The organism is Lacinutrix undariae, assembly GCF_052934785.1.
In genome coordinates, this window is the sequence record NZ_CM128809.1 from 2,209,451 (window position 1) to 2,229,485 (window position 20,035).

Sequence of the window (20,035 nt, forward strand, 5' to 3'; positions counted from 1 at the left end):
GTTATACATTTGTCATAATGAAATTCATCACATTCATATTATCATTCTATCTTTTGGCTCTTAATTTTATGCCATGTTCTGATAGTGTACCTAATAATAATGAGTTTCAAACCGAAATATCACAACATATTGATCTAGAACATGAACATAATAATCTAGATTTTTGTTCACCATTTTGCCAATGCCATTGTTGCCATGTTCATGCAACTTATACAGCGACTAATGATTATGAAATTGTAGCAGTAGAAATTTCTACAAAACTATTCCTTCATTTTGATAGTTTAGGTAAAGATATTAACAATCCCTTATTTCAACCTCCTAGAGCATAATTCTGTTTTTTTATAGGATTCTTATATCCTATTCACACATTTTTTGTGTCCAATAATTTCAAGTTAACCTATAATATATTAGGTTGATATTGAAAAAAATCAACAGAATTAATACTTAATTTATGATTAATAAAATCATTGATTTTTCAATCAATAACAAGTTTATTATTGCCTTATTTACATTTGCAATAATAGGAGCAGGGATTTGGAGCATTACAAAAGTACCAATCGGTGCAGTTCCAGATGTTACAAATAATCAAGTGCAAGTTATTACGCAAGCACCTAATTTAGGAACCGAAGAAATTGAACAATTTGTAACCTATCCAGTAGAATTAGCCATGAGTAATTTACCCGATGTTACAGAAATTAGATCAGTATCTAGATTTGGTTTGTCGGTAGTTACTATCGTATTTGATGATGCTGTAGGAACCTATTTACCAAGACAATTGGTATCTGAAAAACTACCAGAAATATTAGAACAAATTCCCGAAGGTTTTGGGAAACCAACTATGGGGCCAATTTCAACAGGTTTAGGCGAAATTTATCAATACACATTAGAGGTTGATGATACTTATAAATCTAAATTTAATGAAACCCAATTACGAACTCTACAAGATTGGATTGTACGTCGGCAAATGGCTATGGTACCAGGTGTTGTTGAGGTGAACGCTTTTGGCGGAAAAATAAAACAATATGAAGTAGCCGTTAATCCAAACGAGTTGAGAGCTATTGGAATTACTATTTCTGAAATTTTTGAAGCACTTGAGCAGAATAATCAAAATACGGGAGGTGCTTATATTGAAAAAAACCATCAAGCGAACTTTATTAGAGGAGAAGGTTTGGTGCGTAGCATTTCTGATATCGAAAATATAGTAGTTAAAAACGTTAATAACATTCCTATTAAAGTTAAAGATGTTGCTCAGGTTAACATAGGAAATGCAGTTCGTTATGGCGCGCTAACTAAAGATGGAAAAGGTGAAGCTGTTGGTGGTATGATTTTAATGCTTAAAGGAGCTAATACTAATGTAGTGATTGAAAAAGTGAAAGAACGTATTGTTCAAATTCAAAAATCATTACCAGAAGGTGTTACTATAAAACCATTTTTAGATCGTAGTGCACTTATTAAAAAAACAACGGGAACAATTACCAGTAATTTATTAGAAGGCGGACTTATTGTAATATTTGTACTCGTTTTATTACTAGGAAACTGGCGAGGTGGTCTTATTGTAGCTTCTACAATTCCACTATCTTTACTATTCGCCTTTATTTTAATGAACGTTTTTGGTGTTTGGGCAAACCTAATGAGTTTAGGGGCTATTGATTTTGGAATTATAGTTGACGGTGCCGTAATTATTGTTGAAAGTACTGTTTTTCTTATTTCATCACAAGTTATAAAACGTAAAACACTCACCTCACAAGAACGAGATAAAGTAGCTTCAAAATCGTCAAAAAAAATGATGAATGCCGCTTTCTTTGGGCAATTAATTATTCTAATCGTATTTATTCCAATTTTAGCTCTAGAAGGTGTAGAAGGGAAAATGTTTCAGCCAATGGCATTAACATTCATTTTTGCTATGATTGGAGCTATGGTTTTATGTCTTACTTATGTGCCAATGATTTCGGCATACTTTTTAAGAGTACCAAAATCAGATAAAATAGGATATGGTGATCGTTTTGTACATTGGGTAGAGCGAAAATACCAACCATTATTAGTAAAATCATTAACTAACGGAAAACTTATTATAGGGGTTTCTGTAGCATTATTTGTTGTTACTATTTTAATGTTTACAAGAATGGGAGGAGAATTTATTCCTGAGTTAGATGAAGGTGATATTGCTTTTCATGCGATTTTAAAACCCGGTAGCTCATTAACCGAAACTATTGAAACAACCACAAAAATTGAGCGTATTGTAAAAGCGCAATTTCCAGAAGTTAAAACCATTGTAAGTAGAATTGGAGTTGCCGATGTACCTACCGATCCAATGCCCATGGATATTGCTGATGTATTTGTAATCTTAAAACCTAAAAGCGAATGGGTATCAGCAACCTCAAAAGAAAATTTAATTGAAAAAATAAAAAAAGCGATCAGTATTGTTCCTGGTGTTAATTTAGAATTTACGCAACCTATAGAGATGCGTTTTAATGAATTACTTACTGGTGTGAGGGAAGATGTAGCTATTAAATTATTTGGAGATGATCTAGAAATTTTAGCTTCAAAAGCTGAAGAAATAGGTAAACTTATAGCCAGTGTAGAAGGTGTTGCAGATATGAAAGTAGAAGCAACCACAGGGCAACCGCAAATTTCAATTGATTATAACAGAAATAAATTGGCGCAATACGGGCTAAATATAAAAACACTTAATCGTACGGTTGAAGCTGCTTTTGCAGGCGGACAAGCGGGTGTGATTTTTGAAGGTGAAAAACGTTTTAATCTTGTAGTGAGACTCAATAAATCTAACCGGAAAGATATTACTGATGTTAAAGATTTATTTATCAATTTGCCTTCCGGAACTCAAATACCTTTACGCGAAATTGCAGATATTAGTTATCAACCGGGGCCTATGCAAATAAGTAGAGATAATACTAATCGTCGTACTTATGTTGGAATTAATATTAGAGATCGCGATGTAAAATCTGTAGTTAACGATATTCAACAAATATTAGAAACTAAATTAAAATTACCAGCAGGATATTATTTACGTTACGGTGGTGCTTTTGAGAATTTAGAACGTGCTAGTAGCCGTTTACAATTAGTTGTACCTCTAGCGCTTATTTTTATTTTTATATTAATCTATTTCGCCTTAAAATCTATTCCGCAAACACTTATGATTTATGTAGCTATTCCAATGGCAACTATTGGAGGTGTTTTTGCGCTATGGCTTAGAGATATGCCTTTTAGTATTTCGGCAGGTGTTGGATTTATTGTACTCTTTGGAGTGGCAGTGTTAAACGGACTCGTAATGATAAGTGGTTTAAATGAACTTAAAGACGAAGGGGTTATCAATTTAAAAGACCGTATTGTTGAAGGGACAAAACGTCGTATTCGTCCTATTATGTTAACTGCTTTTACCGATGTGTTAGGATTTTTACCAATGGCAATTTCATCTGGAGCTGGAGCAGAAGTACAACGTCCGTTAGCAACAGTAGTTATTGGAGGATTGCTTACGGCAACTTTATTAACCTTATTTATTCTTCCAATTTTATACCATTGGGTTGAAAATGGTGTGTTTTCGTTTAAGAAAACAAAAAAAACTATACCAATTATTCCAAGTATAATCTGTTTGTTTTTTGTGTCTTTTTCAGGAAGAGCACAGGACGTTTCAGGGTTAAAAGAATTATCTTTAGATGAAGCTGTAAGTATTGCTAAAGAAAATTTTCCGTTATTAAAACAACAGCAGTTAGAAATTGATAAACAACATCAATTAAAAGTTACAGTGTATGATTTTGGAACCACAAATATATATACTGCCGGCGAAGAAATTAATTCTGATACAGGAATATACACAACAGTAGGAATAGGGCAATCTAATATTGATGTGTTTGGAATAAGTGCTAAAAAACAATTACAAACAGCACATGTTAAGTTTGCAGAAAGTGCTTATGAACTGTCAGAACTTCAAGTAGAACAAGCGGTTAAAAAATCGTGGGCTTTAGCTTTAAAAGCTAAGAATATTTTAGAGTTATATACACATTTAGATAGCGTTTATACTCGCTTTAAAAGGGCAGTAGTTTTAAACTATGAGGTAGAAGCTATTTCAAAATTAGAATATCTTTCGGCAACTAATCAAGCGCTTCAAATTCAGAATAAAAAAGAACAAGCAACTCACGATTTTAATAGGGCATTACAGCAATTAAACTTGTGGTTGGTTATGGATAATGAGTTGCTTTTTTCGGTGTCAACCTTTATAGATTCGACTTTAAATATTACAGAATCAAACATAACGGCTCATCCTCAATATCTTTTAGCTGAAAATAAACTGAAGATTGCAAAAGCCAATTTAAAAGTTGCAAAAGCAAATAATTTACCAAAATTTAATATTCAAGGAGGTTTGCAAAAAGTAAATGGATCTACTGGGTTTTATAGTTATCAAGGAGGAATTTCAATACCTTTTTTATCAGGAACTAATAAAGCACGTGTAAAAACGGCAGCAGTTGATCAATCTATTTTAGAATCGCAAACACGGTTCGTAGAACGCGAATTAAATTCGGAATTTCAACAGGCAATTTCTAATTATGAAAAATGGAAATCGTCTTGGCGATTTTACGAGAAAAATGTTTTGCCTTTAGCTAAAACACAACGTGAAGGCGCTTTGTTTGCTTACAAAGAAGGAGCAATAGATTACGCAGGATTCACGCAAATAATTAAAGACACTATCCAATCGGAATTAGATGCGCAGGAGGCATTAATTAAATACTTAGATAGCACATTTCAACTACAATCTTTTAAATAATAAACTTATGACACATTTTAAATATATAATCATTTTAATGGCAATTTTAGGGCTTTCAGCATGTAAAAATGATACAAATTCTAAAGAGGAAGTTGCACACAGTAATTCTAAAACAGATAAAAATATAAGTAAAGAAGAAGATTCACACGGTGACGAGGTAATGCTTACAGATGCACAGTTTAAAGCGCTTAAGATGGAAAAAAGTGTGTTGTCTTTACGTAATATGAGCGGTTATGTTGAAGCAAATGGGGAGTTGGAAGTGCCACCACAAAACGAAGCTGCTGTTACTGCGATAATTGGCGCGAATGTAAATTCTATAGAGGTGATTGAAGGTGATAAAATTGAGAAAAATCAAGTGTTAGCTTATTTATCACATCCTAATATTATAAGCATGCAAACTAATTATTTAAATGCTTTTAGTAATAGTAGTTTCTTGAAAAATAATTATGAACGTCAAAAGAAATTATATGAAGCTGGTGTAGGGTCTGGAATGAATTTTCAAAAAGCGGAGTCGGAATACCAAGCTTCAAAAGCTGTAGTAAAAGGATTAGAAGCGCAATTAAAACTTTTAAATTTAAGTGCTTCTGGAATTCAAAAAGGAAACATTTATCAACGTGTAGCTTTAAGAAGTCCTATTGAAGGTTATGTACAAAAAGTAGAAGTGAAAACCGGACAATACGTAGATCCGCAAACGGAGTTATTTGAAATTGTAGATACACATCATGTGCATGCCGATTTAATGGTGTTTGAAAAAGATGCTCAGAAGATTAAAAAAGGACAAACCGTTCGTTTTAATGTGCAATCAGATACCGAAAAAGAATTAGTTGCAACCGTATATTCGGTAGGAAAAACTTTTGAAGAAAATCCTAAAGCAATTCATGTTCATGCTGAAATTGAAAATAAAAACGGGAACCTTATTCCTGGAATGTATATTAGAGGGAAAATAGAAGTTGAAACTTCAAAAACACAAGCAATTCCGGAAGGTGCAATTGTAAAAGATGGCGATTCATTTTTTGTTTTTACAGTAGAAACTGAAGGAGAAAATTGGAGTTTTAAACCTGTGGAAATTATTAAAGGAGTAACTAGTGATGGTTGGGTAGCAATTACGCTTAAAACACCTTTAGATGCTAGCGTTACTTTTGCTGTAAATAATGCGTATTATTTAATCGCAGAACTTAAAAAAGGAGAGTCAGCACATAGCCATTAATAGCAGAATCTTACCATGGTGTATTTATGCAAATGCACTGTGGTAAAGATTTTATCCCAAGGCATTCATAGTTACATAGGCCTTCCACCCTATAATTGCGAGTTGCAATTTTGTAGCTTTTGCTAAATCTAATTGTTGTTTGGTATAACTAGGAAGCACTAACTTGTTAAGTTTTGCAATGCTTTTAAAGAAATATATTTTCATAATCCTAGTGTCTTTTTTGAGATGGTAAAAATAGTAAAACTTACTCTAGAATTAAGTCTTACTTTTTTGAGTTTTTTTGCTTATCTTATTGTGAAGATAATGTCGATTAAAATTTCTACAAGTGTCATCATAATGTGTTGGTTTTAAAGGTTAATAAATGAGTTAATTTATTGATTGAGTTTTCAATATATAATTTTAGTAATCTTGTATCCAAGGATTTTTAATAAAAACAATGCATTTGAATTCTAATTTATAAGTAAAAAGATGGTTTGTGTTTCAGTTTTAATGTGACTAGTCTTGTTTGGTGTTTTAATTTAAAACTGTTAATGTGTTTTATGGTTTCAATTTGAAATAATTGTAGGGGGTTTTTGTGTGTTTTTTGAATTTTCAAGGTAGTTTTGATCTAAAAAAGACTGATTTTACAGTATTTCATTATTTCTAAAATTAAAAAGTGAAATTTATTTGTATCAAAACGATATTTGTTTTTCTGAAATTATGTTAAATTAATATTATAGTAATATTTAAAAGAGAATAAACGTCTGTAGATATGTATTTTCGCAGAAATTCTCCTTAAATATGAAAAAAATTACAAGTTTAGTTGTATGTCTTTTTACAACTTACCTAATGACAAGTCAGATTGTTATTAACGAATTAGATTGTGACAATCCAGGTATTGATGACGAAGAGTTTATTGAGCTACTATCAGAAACTCCTAACTTTCCTTTAGATGGTTACGTTGTGGTGCTTTTTAATGGTTCAAATTCTGGTGGAAACTCTAGCTACTTTACAATAGATTTAGATGGTTACATTACAGATGATAATGGGTTACTTCTTATAGGTAGTGATACTGTAACACCATTTCCGCAGTTATTAATTTCGGCAAATGTGATTCAAAATGGTGCAGATGCCGTTGCTATTTATCAAGCAAATTCATTTGATTTCCCTGAAGGAACAGTTGCAACTATTGATAATTTAGTAGATGTGTTAATGTATGATACTTCAGATTCTGATGATACAGACATGATTGCTATTTTTAATCAACATCCTGATTTTACAGATTTAGAACAAATTAATGAAGGTTCTGGTAATAATACCAATTCTATTCAACGTAATAACGACGGATCTTATACATCTACAACGCCAACACCAAGAGCTTTAAATGATGGAAGCGGAATTATCCCTAACGGAATTTCTACATCTATAACAGCTAGTGAATTTACAGAAGGTGAAACTATTGAAATCACATTTACAACGCAAGAAAATGTAACTAGTGATTATATGTTCTCTTTCACACTAGAAGAAGGTACTTTTGATACTGCAGATTTTACAGGATCAACAACGCTAACAATTTTAGCAGGAACAAATACTATAAGTACTTTAATAACTTTAGTTGATGATACTTTAGATGAAGGTGACGAAGAGTCAATTATTAGATATGATAATTTACCTGCTCCAGTAATCCCTTATAATAATTTTGTGCCTTTCAGAATTATAGATAACGATTTTACCGTTGCTAATTTTGGTACACCAACAAATCCAACTTTTGGTCTCGTTGAGAGTACACAACCTGATGGTTATTATGCTACTTTAAATAATAAATCTGGTACTGTTTTAAAACAAGCAATGCAAGATATTATTGCAGATCCAAGTATTGTAAGAGCGCAAACTTATGCTGATATTATTGATATTTTAAAAGAAGCCGACCAAAATCCTGCAAATAGTAACGAGGTTTGGTTAGTGTATTTAGAACAAGGTAGAGCTAAGTTAGATTTTCAAACCACTTCAACAAATACAGGAAAATGGAATAGAGAACATACTTTTCCAAGATCTAGAGCTGGTTATTACAGTATTGAAGACGATGAAATTGCCGATGGAAAAGATGTGTTTTGGGACACAGAAGCAGATTCTTTACGTCACGGAAATTCTGATGCTCACGCTTTAAGAGCTGTTGATGGACCAGAAAATAGTAGTAGAAATAATCAGTTTTATGGTGAATATGAAGGACCAACAGGAACCTTAGGAAGTTTTAAAGGTGATGTTGCTCGTGGTGTGTTTTATTTAGCAGTACGTTACAACGGGTTAAGTATTGTGGATGGTTATCCTGATGGAAACGTAGGAGAATTAGGGGATTTACAAACCTTATTAGAATGGCATAGAAATGATCCACCAGATGATTTTGAAATGAACAGAAATAATGTTGTTTACGAATGGCAGTATAATAGAAATCCATTTATTGACCAACCAGATTTAGTAGAATATATTTGGGGAAACATGGTTGATGAAACTTGGACGTTAGGTGTTGATAATTTTAATACTACCCAGTTAATGGTATATCCAAACCCAACATCAAATAGTATCTCAATTAAAGGATTAACAACTACAGCAACCGTTGAGGTGATGACTGTTGAAGGTAGAGTTGTAAAGACTTTTGAAGCTACTTCTAACTCGCCAGTTCAATTAAATCTTGCAAGTGGTATGTATTTATTAAATATTTCAACTACAGAAGGTAAGACGGTTAAAAAACTACTTATTAACTAGTTGTTTTTATGTTGAATTTTAAACATTCAGCATTAATATTATAGTTATAAAAAAAAATCCCAAGTAATAATTTACTTGGGATTTTTTATGTTTAATAACTAGTCTTCAGAAGATAGAATTAAACCAGTATTGCTTTTTCCTACATTAATATCAGGAATACCATCACTATTCTTAAAAGCAGCACTAGATTTTTTTCCTTTACCATCAGAAAGCATAAGTTTTAGTTTTGTGATTTCTCCTGCTTTATTTCGTTTTAATTGGCTGTATTCAAAATCTAATTCTAATTCATCTTTTATTAGGGTTTTAAGACGTTTTAAATCGTTATCATTAAGTGTTTTTGTAATAAGAAAAGTAAAACTATCTATTGAAGTCGCTTCTTGTGTTGTTTCAGAATCTTTATCCTCACTAAAATCTGTAGTTATAATAAATTCGGTTACTTTACTTACCCCTCCATTCCAAGGGTTTTTTGTGCCTTTCTCAATTTTAGTTTTTAAAACAAAAGCCCCATGTTTTGCAGCTTGTCCATATAATTTTTTAGCCACATCAGCTTTTATTGTTTCAACAGATTTAATGTTTTCTAAAGGTGTAGCTTCTAATTCTTGTTTTGTGATGATTTTACCATCTAAAACAAAAATATATTCTTCTGCATTTTCACCAATAACTACAATGTGTCCATCTATATCCTCGTACATAATAACATCATCAGAAGGCGATGTTTTAGTCGTAATAATAATTACACCATTTTTTCCATCTGTACCATATACTTTTATGGCCGCTTTATCTTTTAAAACAGTTACAGATTCAATATCATTTACGTTTATATTGCTAATTGTTTTTTCATCTGTTTTTTTGCCATCTACAATATAAAGAGGTTGTTCGCCTTCTGTAGTTTTTACAGGATTTATTTTTCCGTTTTCAATAGCAATGATATTTGTGTCTTCGTTATCCTCTGAATTAAGTTTTACTTTCGTTGTGGTTAAATAAATTGAATCAGTAGATGAGGTATTAAAACTGTTTTCAGAATATGAAATACTTTTAATGTTATGATTTTTTTCTAAGATTTTTGAATGATCAGATACATTTCCAAACCCTGTTTCATTTTCATTTGAGAAGAATCTAAAAGGAGCAATTGGTTCGTTTGTTTTGCTTTTCCATGTCCCTTTTCCTGTTTTCGATTTCCATTTTGATGTAATGCTTGTGATTTCATTATCAGAATTTCTCTTCACATTCTTAAACTCTATAATAATATCTTGCTTTTTTGCTATGGCAGAAAATTTTTCTAGCATTTCATCTGTGGTGTCTTTCGTAATAACCATTGTTAACTCTGTAGTTACGTTTTTTGTTTCTGAAACCTTGTCTTTTTGTACTTCAACATAAATAGTTTCAGTATTAAAACTCATTAAAAAGAACGCTAACATTGGGAGTATTAATGCGTATTTGTAGATGTTTTTTGGGTTGGATTTTGATTTTTGTAACATAACGATTCGTTTTTTGATTAATGATGTGTAAAAATTAGTGGTGATTGATGATTGTAATTGTGAGGCATTTGTTTTTAGTAATAAAAGTTGATAATCTTTAGTACTTGTAACGTGTTGTTGTGCTTTTTCATCGGCAATAAACTCTAAGTTTTGTGCGATACTTTTTTTATAAAACCACACAATAGGATTAAACCAAAATAATATGGTTACTAATTGAGATAGCATGATATCTATAGAATGAAAATGGCTTGCGTGTGCTTTTTCGTGTGTGATAATATCTTGTAATTCCTGAGTTTTAAATTGTGTGGGATTGTAAACAATCCATTTAAAAAATGAAAATGGCAGATGATTTTTATTGGTTTCTATGTGAGTAAATTCACCATGTATTGTTTTGGTGCCACTTCGCATTAATTTGCGTAATGAGATTAAATCTATTATAAATTTTACGAATAAAACGGCAACTCCAACCATATAAACTCCTGATAATAATTGCATATAATCAAAAGGCGTTTCGGGTGTAAATGTAGCTTCTGTTGCTGTAAAAAGTGTATTTACTTGTATTGGAGTAGGTGTATATTCAACATAAATAGGAATTATTATAAACGGAATTATACATGCCAAAACTAATCCTGTAATTAAAAACCAGCGGTTGTGATTAAAAAAGGTTTCGCGTTGTAAAAATAGTTTATAGCATACAAAAAATAGCGCTATAACTGCCGATGCTTTTAGTAGATAGTCCATAATTATTGTTTGTTTTCTATAAGTGCTATAATTTCTTTAAGCTCATCAACGCTAATCTTTTCTTCTTTAGCAAAAAATGATACTACGTTTTTGTACGAGCTATTAAAATAATTGTCAATAGCAGTATTCATAAACTTAGTTTTATAATCCTCTTTACTAATAATCGGGAAGTATTGGTGCGTTTTTCCGTAGGCGTTATAACTTACATATCCTTTTTCTTCCAGATTTCTAATAATGGTAGATAACGTGTTATAGTGTGGTTTTTCGGTAGTAATTTCTGCTAACACATCTTTTACAAATGCTTTTTTTAATGTCCATAATATGTGCATTATTTCTTCTTCTTTATTAGTGAGCTTTTGCATCTGTTTTATTTTTAGTGTATTATATCTATTCAAACTTAAAACTATTTTTATAGTTATACAACTATTAATATAGTTATTTAACGTTTTTTTTAGTTTTCAGAATAAAATGAAGTCGATTTATTAAAGTCGATAAATAGAAAATAATCCTTTGTTAATCGCGGTTCAAATTACTTATCTTCGCATAAAATTTTTAAGATTATGAGTATCGTTTTTTTAATTTTAGGCTTTGTATTATTAGTTGTAGGAGGGGAGTTTTTGGTGCGAGCATCAGTAGCTTTGTCTTTTAAACTTAATATTTCAAAAATAGTTATCGGGATGACGGTGGTATCTTTTGCTACATCGGCGCCTGAGTTATTAGTGAGTTTACAAGCTGCATTATCTGGATCGCCAGCAATTGCAATTAATAATGTTGTGGGATCTAATATTGCTAATATTGGACTGGTTTTAGGAATCACCGCAGTTGTAGGAACTATTGTTATAGATAAGGCATTTTATAGATTAACATGGCCAATAATGATGCTGTTTTCAATCGCATTATATTATTTTCTTTGGAATGATAATCAGTTAACCGCAATAGAAGGTGCAATTTTATTTACAGGATTAATAGTATTTGTTATTTACTTAATTAAGAGTCAAAAATCTACTGAAGATGTTGAAGATGTTGATGATTCACTTGCAGTAGTTTCTAATTTTAAGATGATAATCTGGTTATTAATTGGAGCAGTTGCTTTATATTTTGGTAGTGAATGGTTGGTGAAAGGTGCTACAGAAATTGCAACAAATTTAGGTGTTAGCGAAGCCGTAATTGGTGTTACTATGATTGCTATTGGTACAAGTGTGCCAGAATTAGCAGCCTCAGTAATTGCTGCAGCTAAAAAGGAAAAAGCAATTTCTTTAGGAAACTTAATAGGATCTAATATTTTTAATATAGGATCGGTTTTAGGTTTAACATCAATGATAAAAACTATTCCGGTAACTGAGCCTTCAATTTTATCTCGCGATATTTTTTGGATGCTATTATTTGCAGCTATTATTGTACCATTAGGATTGCTTCCAAAACGTCACGAAATTAATAAAGTAAAAGGTTTTGTATTAGTTTTAGGCTACAGTATTTTTATTGTATTAGCATTTAGAGGTTAATAAAAACACACAATTATATATAAAATGCCTTCCTGTTTTGGAAGGCTTTTTGTTGTTGAATAGTTTTATAAATAGAGCCTGTTTAAGCGTTTTTTTTAATTTAGAATTAATAGGATGTTGCACACTTTTTTAGATTGAATAAAGCTCATCTGTTATGTTTTAAATTAAGAATCAATATTTGATTTAAAGGATTTTCTTATTCTGTTTTTAATTAGAAGTTATTTTTAAAGAGTAAAGTTGTCTTATATCTATTAAAAATCACCACACATGAGTAAGATTTACTTCGATGTAAAATATTTTTAATACAGAATACAGGAAATCTAAGAATGTATAAAACAAAAGAAAGCCGTCTGAAATAATTTACAGACGGCTTTTTTATGTTATAAATAGAATGTTTAAAAACGTTCTATTTGATGATAAACTTTTTAGTAATGCTACTGTTACCTGTAGTGATTTTATATAAATATAAACCAGGAGCTAAGTTGCTACCGTTAAAGTTTGTTTTGTATTGTTGACCAGAGAAAGCTTCTTTGTTAAAAACTTCAGCAATGTTACGACCGTTAATATCGTATACTTCAATTAATACATGACCAGAAGTTTGAGCAGTAAACTCAATATAAGAAACACCTGTTGTTGGGTTAGGGTATGTTTTTAAGCCTATATCATTAGTGTTTACGTCTCCAATACTTAATGAGCTATGTGCACTGTATGTGTTAATATCAAATCCTTCACAAGTAGATAAAACAACTACACCATCAAGATCATAAGCATCGTAAGTTATTGAAAGTTCGTCATTGTTAACCACTTTTACGTAGTATATGTATTCAAAGTTAGCAGCATCAGAGATATCTATTTTGTTGTTAGTCTTACAAATAGTTCCAGCAAAGTAGTAAGATATATTATCTGCAGATACATAAATGTCTGCATATTCTCCGTCGTTTTCACAACCTGTTGGGTTGTAAAAACTTGTTTCAACAAATAGTAAATCATCACCTTCTTGGTTCATTACAGCGCCATCAAAAGTTAAAGTGATCTCACCTCCGTAACCAAGTGTTGTAAATACATAATCATCTGTTCCTTCTGGAGTTCCAAGAACGTTTTCTGGTGTCTCAGTTCTAATTGCGTCAATTACTCCACCATTTTTTCTGGTTCCTTCAACGTAGTTTAAATATCCTGTTGCGTAACAACCCGCTTCTTCTGGAGCAGGAGCTTCATTACAACCTGTTAAAGCAATTACACCGTCTAAATCAAATCCATCATCAGAAATTGATCCTTCAGGAGTGGTGTCAATAATTTTAACTTGTGTAATATAATCTAAAGCAATTGGGGCGTTACTAATATCAAGATCGTTTGTTTCGTTTGCGAGTATTTCACCTATATAGTAAAAGTCTACACCATTTTGAGACACAAAAATATCTGCCGATTCAGGATAGTCTTCATAACTTGAGTGTCCAAATGTTGTTTCAATAACTTCAATATCTGGACCAGCATTATTGAAAACAACACCATCAAAACCAATAGTAACTTCACCACCATAACCTAAAGATAAAAAGTTCATGGTTTGATCCATTTGTGGAGCACCTAAAGCTTTTTGAGTATTAGTACGTTCTGGGTTTGTTAATTCTTGTCCGTTATTTTTTAATCCTGGGATATAGTTAAATGCTTCGGCAGCATAGCAAAGTTGTGTAGGGATTTCTTCACATTCGTATAAAGCTTCAATACCATCAAGGTCATAACCATCACCAGATCCTGTAGTAGTATCTGTAATTCTAATTTGTGATACAAAAGGAAGTGCTACGTTTTGTAGGTCAATATCGCCATCACGACAAACAGTACCATATTCAACCCAGTTATCTCCGTATTGAGATAATTCAATTAAAGCCATTTCATCATCTGAACCACCACAAGTATCTCCAGAAAATGAAGTTTCATAAATTTTAATATCTGTTCCAGGAGCATCATAAATAGCACCAGATAATTGAAGAGTAATAGTTCCTCCTAGTCCAAGAGAATAAAAACCACCAGCAGCATTAGATTTGTCTGGAGTGTTTAAAGCAGCACTTACGTCCGATCGGTCAGCAGAAATAGGGTTACCGCTAGTTTGTGAACCTTGTATTGCGGTTATAACTTCAACAGCGTTACAGAGGTTTTCATCGCTTTGAAAAGCATTTGCTTTGCTAGTTATCATTACTGAACAACAGCAAAGAACAGGGAATAATAATTTAGTAAAATTTTTCATTATGTGTGTGAATTAATTGAGAAGATAAAGGTCTGAATGTATTTGAGGACTGCCTAAAAAACTCGAAGACTACCATTAAAACTCGATGAAATGTTGTATTTTCTTACGAGATGCATTTTTCACCGTTAACTAACATTTTTTGACGAAAGGAACCTTGTTAAAAAGTCAATAAACGAGCGTGTTAGTGCTTTTTTGTTGTTAAAAAATCTTGTAATTTTTAAAAAGTTAATCTATTTTTTATTAAAAATGAAGCAAAAAAAATCGCCTTGAAAATAATTTCAAGGCGATTAATATAATTTTATAATTAATGCTTACGAAATGTTAGCTGATTTTACAGTTTTAATAATTCTACCAGCAATTTTGTATGGATCACCATTTGAAGCAGGTCTTCTGTCTTCTAGCCAGCCTTTCCACCCTTTCTCTACAGTAATAATAGGGATACGAATAGATGCACCTCTATCTGAAATTCCATAAGAAAAATCATTAATTGACGCTGTTTCATGATCACCAGTTAAACGTTGGTCGTTAAACTCACCGTAAACTGCCATATGTTCTTTTACAACAGGTCTAAATGCTTCGCAAATTTTTTCATATGTGTCTTTACTTCCGCAAGTTCTTAAGACAGTATTAGAGAAGTTAGCATGCATACCAGAACCATTCCAGTCCATATCTTTCCCTAATGGTTTTGGATGGTATTCAATATAAAAACCATATTTTTCAGTTAATCTATCTAATAAATATCTTGAGACCCAAATTTCATCACCTGCTTTTTTAGCACCTTGTGCAAACAATTGATATTCCCATTGTCCTGAGGCTACTTCTTGATTAATACCTTCAAAATTTAAACCAGCATCAATACATAAATCTGCATGTTTTTCAACAATATCTCTACCGTGTGTGTTTTTTCCTCCTACAGAACAGTAATACATACCTTGAGGTGCTGGATACCCTCCAATTGGAAACCCTAATGGTAATTGAGTTTTAGTATCCATGATAAAATACTCTTGCTCAAAACCAAACCAGAAATCATTATCATTATCATCAATAGTTGCTCTTCCATTTGATACGTGAGGAGTACCATCTGCATTTAAAACTTCAGTCATGACTAAATAACCATCTCTTCTTGCTGGATCAGGATAAATGGCAACAGGTTTTAATAAACAGTCAGAATTACCTCCTGAAGCTTGTTTAGTAGAAGAACCATCAAAAGACCAAATTGGGCAATCTTCTAACTTTCCACTAAAGTCATTTTCAACCTTAGTTTTACTTCTCATATTTTGTGTTGGGTAGTAACCGTCCAACCAGATATACTCTAATTTAGATTTTTTCATGATAAACTTTGATAAATTTGATTTAATTACGATTGCAAAAGTATATTATTTTTTTATTCAACCATAAAAAAAACAAGGGTAATTGTTCTAAAATTATTAAAAAGCAGCTTATACCCCTTAAATTTTATGGGTTAATTGTTTTTAGTGTATAAAAATAGCTAATTTTGCATAATCAATAAATTTTAAATTACTATTATGTCAATATTACGATTTCATGCAATTAAAGCATCTTTAGATAGAAAACCTGTTGTGATTGAAGAGAACGAACGTCGCTCAGCCATTTTTGGCGCTCATGTTTTTAATGAAGATACAATGCGACAGTTTTTAACTAAAGAAGCTTTCACAAGTGTTATGGATGCAGTACAAAACGGCTCGAAAATAGATAGGGCTGTTGCAGATCACGTTTCAACAGGAATGAAAGAATGGGCAATCTCTAAAGGAGCAACACATTATACACATTGGTTTCAACCATTAACAGGCGCAACTGCTGAAAAGCATGATGCTTTTTTTGAACCTATAGGAAATGGACGTGCCATTGAAAAATTTGAAGGCGGACAATTAGTACAACAAGAACCAGATGCCTCTAGTTTTCCTAACGGAGGAATTAGAAATACTTTTGAAGCGCGTGGTTATACTGCTTGGGATCCTACATCTCCAGCATTTATTTACGACACCACTTTATGTATACCCACTATTTTTGTGGCTTATACAGGTGAAGCTCTAGATTATAAAACACCATTATTACGTGCATTACAAGCTATCGATTCGGCAGCTGTAGATGTATGTAAATATTTTGATAAAAATGTAAAAAAAGTAAATGCCTCTTTAGGATGGGAACAAGAATATTTTTTAATAGATAGAGCTTTGGCAGCTTCTAGACAAGATATTTTATTAACAGGACGTACTTTATTAGGACATTCTTCGGCTAAAGGGCAGCAATTAGATGATCATTACTTTGGAACCATTCCAAATCGTGCCATGGCGTACATGAAAGATTTAGAAACTGAATGTATGTTGTTGGGAATTCCTGTTAAAACCAGACATAATGAGGTCGCGCCAAATCAGTTTGAATTAGCGCCAGTTTATGAAGAAGCTAATTTAGCTGTAGATCATAATTCATTATTAATGGATGTGATGGATAAAATTGCTGCTCGTCATGATTTTAAAGTGCTTTTTCACGAAAAACCTTTTGCAGGAGTAAACGGTTCAGGTAAACATAATAATTGGAGTTTAAGTACCAATACAGGTGTTAATTTATTAGGACCAGGAAAAACGCCAATGAGCAATCTTCAATTTTTAACCTTTTTTATTAACACTATTAAAGCGGTAAATGATAATGAAGAATTATTAAGAGCAGCTATAGCATCGGCAAGTAATGATCATCGTTTAGGAGCAAATGAAGCGCCACCAGCAATAATTTCGGTATTTATAGGTGAACAATTAACAGGTGTATTGAATGAATTAGAAAATGTAACTGACGGAAAATTATCTCCAGCAGAAAAAACGGACTTAAAACTAAATGTAGTTGGTAAAATTCCTGATGTGCTATTAGATAATACAGATAGAAATCGTACCTCTCCATTTGCCTTTACAGGAAATAAATTTGAATTTAGAGCCGTAGGATCAACGGCAAATTGTGCTAACCCAATGACAGTTTTAAATTCTATAGTAGCAAAACAACTTATCGATTTTAAGGCAGAAGTAGATGCGTTAATTGCAACTAAAAGCTTAAAGAAAGATGAAGCTATATTTAATGTGTTAAGAGAATATATTAAAACTTCAAAAAATATTCTATTTGAAGGAAATGGTTATGGTGATGCTTGGGAAAAGGAAGCTAAAAAACGTGGATTGAGTAATAATAAAACAACACCCGAAGCTTTAAAGGCTAAAGTGTCAAAAAAGGCAATTAAACTTTTTGAAGATTTAGGTGTTATGAATAAAGTAGAATCTGAGGCGCGTTATGAAATTGAAATGGAAGAGTATGTATTGCATATTCAAATTGAAGGACGAGTTTTAGGAGATATTGCAAGAAATCATGTGGTGCCAACTGCGGTACGTTACCAAAATATTTTAATTGAAAACGTAAAAGGATTAAAAGAAATTTACGGAAAAGATTTTAAGAAATATGCTAAAGAACAATTAAACTTAATTGAGCAAATTTCAGGACACTTAGAAGCTATAAACTCTAATGTAACCAAAATGACTGCCGAACGAAAAATGACAAATAATATTAAAGATATTGAAGAAAAAGCAATTGCATATTGTAATAAGGTAAAACCTATTTTTGGAGATATTAGATACCATTGTGATAAATTAGAATTATTAGTAGATGACGAAATTTGGCCATTAACAAAATACAGAGAATTATTATTTACTAAGTAGTTGATTTTTATGCTTTTTGTAGGTGTTTCGTTACACTAAAAAGTATTCTGTTTTTTGAGTAAAGCATTTCAACGTTAATTTTTCACGAATAAACGAAAAATAGTTTAAAACACACATTATCAAGTGTTTATTTGTTATGTTTGAAATGCTATTAATCAATATTTATTAAAATGAAGAAGTTACTTTTAAGTGTAGCGACTTTAATGTTTGCTACCTTGCTGTTTTCTCAAGATGAAGGCGATGATGTTCGTGAAAAGTTGACTCATGATAATCTTGCTAAAGTTGAAATGAGAATTGAAGCAGATTCGTAAAAAGAACACAAACAGTTTATTAAGGCTAACAAATTAAAGATAATTTGTTAGCCTTTTTTTATGCATAATAAGTGTAAAATAAGACGCTAAATAAGTATTAAAAATAAATTACAATCCTTATTTTTGTAGCTCAAAACAATTTCATGAGTCAAGATATAAGTAAAAGATACGCACAAAGAGGGGTGTCGGCTTCTAAGGAAGACGTGCATAATGCAATTAAGAATATAGACAAAGGGTTATTTCCAAAAGCATTTTGTAAAATCGTACCAGATTACCTTACTAATGATAACGATTATTGTTTAATAATGCATGCCGATGGCGCAGGTACTAAAAGTGCATTAGCTTATATGTATTGGAAAGAAACAGGAGATGTTTCTGTATGGAAAGGCATTGCGCAAGATGCGTTAATTATGAATATTGATGACTTACTTTGTGTAGGAGCAACAGATAATATTATGTTATCTTCAACCATAGGAAGAAATAAAAATCGTATTACAGGGGATGTGCTTTCTGCAATTATTAACGGTACCGAAGAGCTTATTGAAGAATTAAAAACCTTTGGTGTAACTATTCACTCAACAGGTGGAGAAACTGCCGATGTTGGAGATTTAGTACGCACAATTATTGTAGATTCTACAGTAACAGCTAGAATGAAACGTAGCGACGTTATTGATAATGCAAATATAAAAGCAGGTGACGTTATTGTTGGATTGTCATCTTCAGGACAGGCAACCTACGAGAAATCATATAACGGAGGGATGGGGAGTAATGGATTAACATCTGCAAGACATGATGTGTTTCATAATTACTTAGCTGAGAAATTCCCTGAAAGTTTTGATGCAGAAGTGCCTAAAGATTTAGTGTATTCTGGTAATGTAAAACTTACAGATGCTGTTGAAGATTCTCCTATAGATGCAGGTCAATTAGTATTATCTCCAACAAGAACTTATGCGCCAATAATAAAACAAATATTATCAAAATATACAAGCAATGAAGTGCATGGAATGGTACACTGTAGTGGTGGAGCACAAACCAAAATTCTTCATTTCATAGATAATTTACATATTGTAAAAGATAATATGTTTCCAATACCTCCGCTGTTTAAGCTTATTCAAGAGCAATCAAAAACAGATTGGAAAGAAATGTATCAAGTATTTAATTGTGGTCATCGTATGGAAGTTTATGTGTCTCCAGAGATTGCTGAAGATATTATAACTATTTCAAAATCATTTAATGTTGATGCTCAAATAGTTGGTAGAGTAGAGGCTTCTCCCGTTAAAAAACTTACAATAGAAAGTGAGTTTGGGACGTTTAACTATTAA

At 31.8% G+C, this 20,035-nt stretch carries 13 protein-coding genes; 8 read left to right on the top strand and 5 right to left on the bottom strand.

The genetic code is table 11. The features are described from left to right. Positions 1–17: 17 nt before the first annotated feature. The 3 genes from ACU4C5_RS09795 (at position 18) to ACU4C5_RS09805 (ending at position 5,987) form a co-directional block, all read left to right on the top strand. Positions 18–329 carry a DUF6660 family protein gene (locus ACU4C5_RS09795; RefSeq protein WP_446844028.1) on the top strand — a complete coding sequence of 104 codons (312 nt, stop codon included), beginning with the start codon at positions 18–20 and terminating at the stop codon, positions 327–329. 122 nt (positions 330–451) lie between these two features. Continuing rightward, positions 452–4,780, top strand: coding sequence for a CusA/CzcA family heavy metal efflux RND transporter (locus ACU4C5_RS09800; protein WP_446844029.1), 4,329 nt, complete (start codon positions 452–454; stop codon positions 4,778–4,780). A 7-nt stretch (positions 4,781–4,787) separates the two neighbouring features. Beyond that, positions 4,788–5,987, top strand: a complete 1,200-nt coding sequence (locus ACU4C5_RS09805; protein ID WP_446844030.1) for an efflux RND transporter periplasmic adaptor subunit — start codon at positions 4,788–4,790, stop codon at positions 5,985–5,987. Between the two features lie 51 nt (positions 5,988–6,038). Here the strand turns inward: ACU4C5_RS09805 and ACU4C5_RS09810 are convergent, their stop codons facing one another. Further along, a complete protein-coding gene (locus ACU4C5_RS09810; RefSeq protein WP_446844031.1) occupies positions 6,039–6,191 on the bottom strand; it encodes an SsrA-binding protein in 153 nt (50 codons plus the stop codon). A 576-nt stretch (positions 6,192–6,767) separates the two neighbouring features. Between ACU4C5_RS09810 and ACU4C5_RS09815 the strand changes: the two genes are divergently transcribed. After that, positions 6,768–8,729, top strand: coding sequence for an endonuclease (locus tag ACU4C5_RS09815; protein WP_446844032.1), 1,962 nt, complete (start codon positions 6,768–6,770; stop codon positions 8,727–8,729). A gap of 98 nt (positions 8,730–8,827) precedes the next feature. Here ACU4C5_RS09815 and ACU4C5_RS09820 read toward each other — a convergent pair whose 3' ends face one another. Next, positions 8,828–10,948, bottom strand: a complete 2,121-nt coding sequence (locus tag ACU4C5_RS09820) for a M56 family metallopeptidase (RefSeq protein ID WP_446844033.1) — start codon at positions 10,946–10,948, stop codon at positions 8,828–8,830. Positions 10,949–10,950: 2 nt separating this feature from the next. Further along, positions 10,951–11,310, bottom strand: a complete 360-nt coding sequence (locus ACU4C5_RS09825; RefSeq protein ID WP_446844034.1) for a BlaI/MecI/CopY family transcriptional regulator — start codon at positions 11,308–11,310, stop codon at positions 10,951–10,953. A 198-nt stretch (positions 11,311–11,508) separates the two neighbouring features. Here ACU4C5_RS09825 and ACU4C5_RS09830 point away from each other — a divergent pair, with 198 nt between their 5' ends. After that, positions 11,509–12,450, top strand: coding sequence for a calcium/sodium antiporter (locus ACU4C5_RS09830; protein ID WP_446844035.1), 942 nt, complete (start codon positions 11,509–11,511; stop codon positions 12,448–12,450). A gap of 406 nt (positions 12,451–12,856) precedes the next feature. Here the strand turns inward: ACU4C5_RS09830 and ACU4C5_RS09835 are convergent, their stop codons facing one another. Further along, complete coding sequence (locus tag ACU4C5_RS09835) at positions 12,857–14,638, bottom strand: T9SS type A sorting domain-containing protein (protein ID WP_446844036.1); 1,782 nt, start codon at positions 14,636–14,638, stop codon at positions 12,857–12,859. Between the two features lie 362 nt (positions 14,639–15,000). Next, positions 15,001–16,020 (bottom strand): glutamine synthetase beta-grasp domain-containing protein, encoded by a 1,020-nt coding sequence (locus tag ACU4C5_RS09840; RefSeq protein WP_446844037.1) that lies wholly within the window; start codon positions 16,018–16,020, stop codon positions 15,001–15,003. Positions 16,021–16,215: 195 nt separating this feature from the next. Between ACU4C5_RS09840 and ACU4C5_RS09845 the strand changes: the two genes are divergently transcribed. The 3 genes from ACU4C5_RS09845 to ACU4C5_RS09855 all read left to right on the top strand — a co-directional run bounded on the left by ACU4C5_RS09845 (position 16,216) and on the right by ACU4C5_RS09855 (position 20,035). Next, complete coding sequence (locus ACU4C5_RS09845; protein ID WP_446844038.1) at positions 16,216–18,402, top strand: glutamine synthetase III family protein; 2,187 nt, start codon at positions 16,216–16,218, stop codon at positions 18,400–18,402. Positions 18,403–18,572: 170 nt separating this feature from the next. Then, a complete protein-coding gene (locus ACU4C5_RS09850; protein WP_446844039.1) occupies positions 18,573–18,713 on the top strand; it encodes a hypothetical protein in 141 nt (46 codons plus the stop codon). 143 nt (positions 18,714–18,856) lie between these two features. Then, on the top strand, positions 18,857–20,035 hold the full coding sequence (locus tag ACU4C5_RS09855; RefSeq protein ID WP_446844040.1) for an AIR synthase related protein: 1,179 nt from the start codon (positions 18,857–18,859) through the stop codon (positions 20,033–20,035).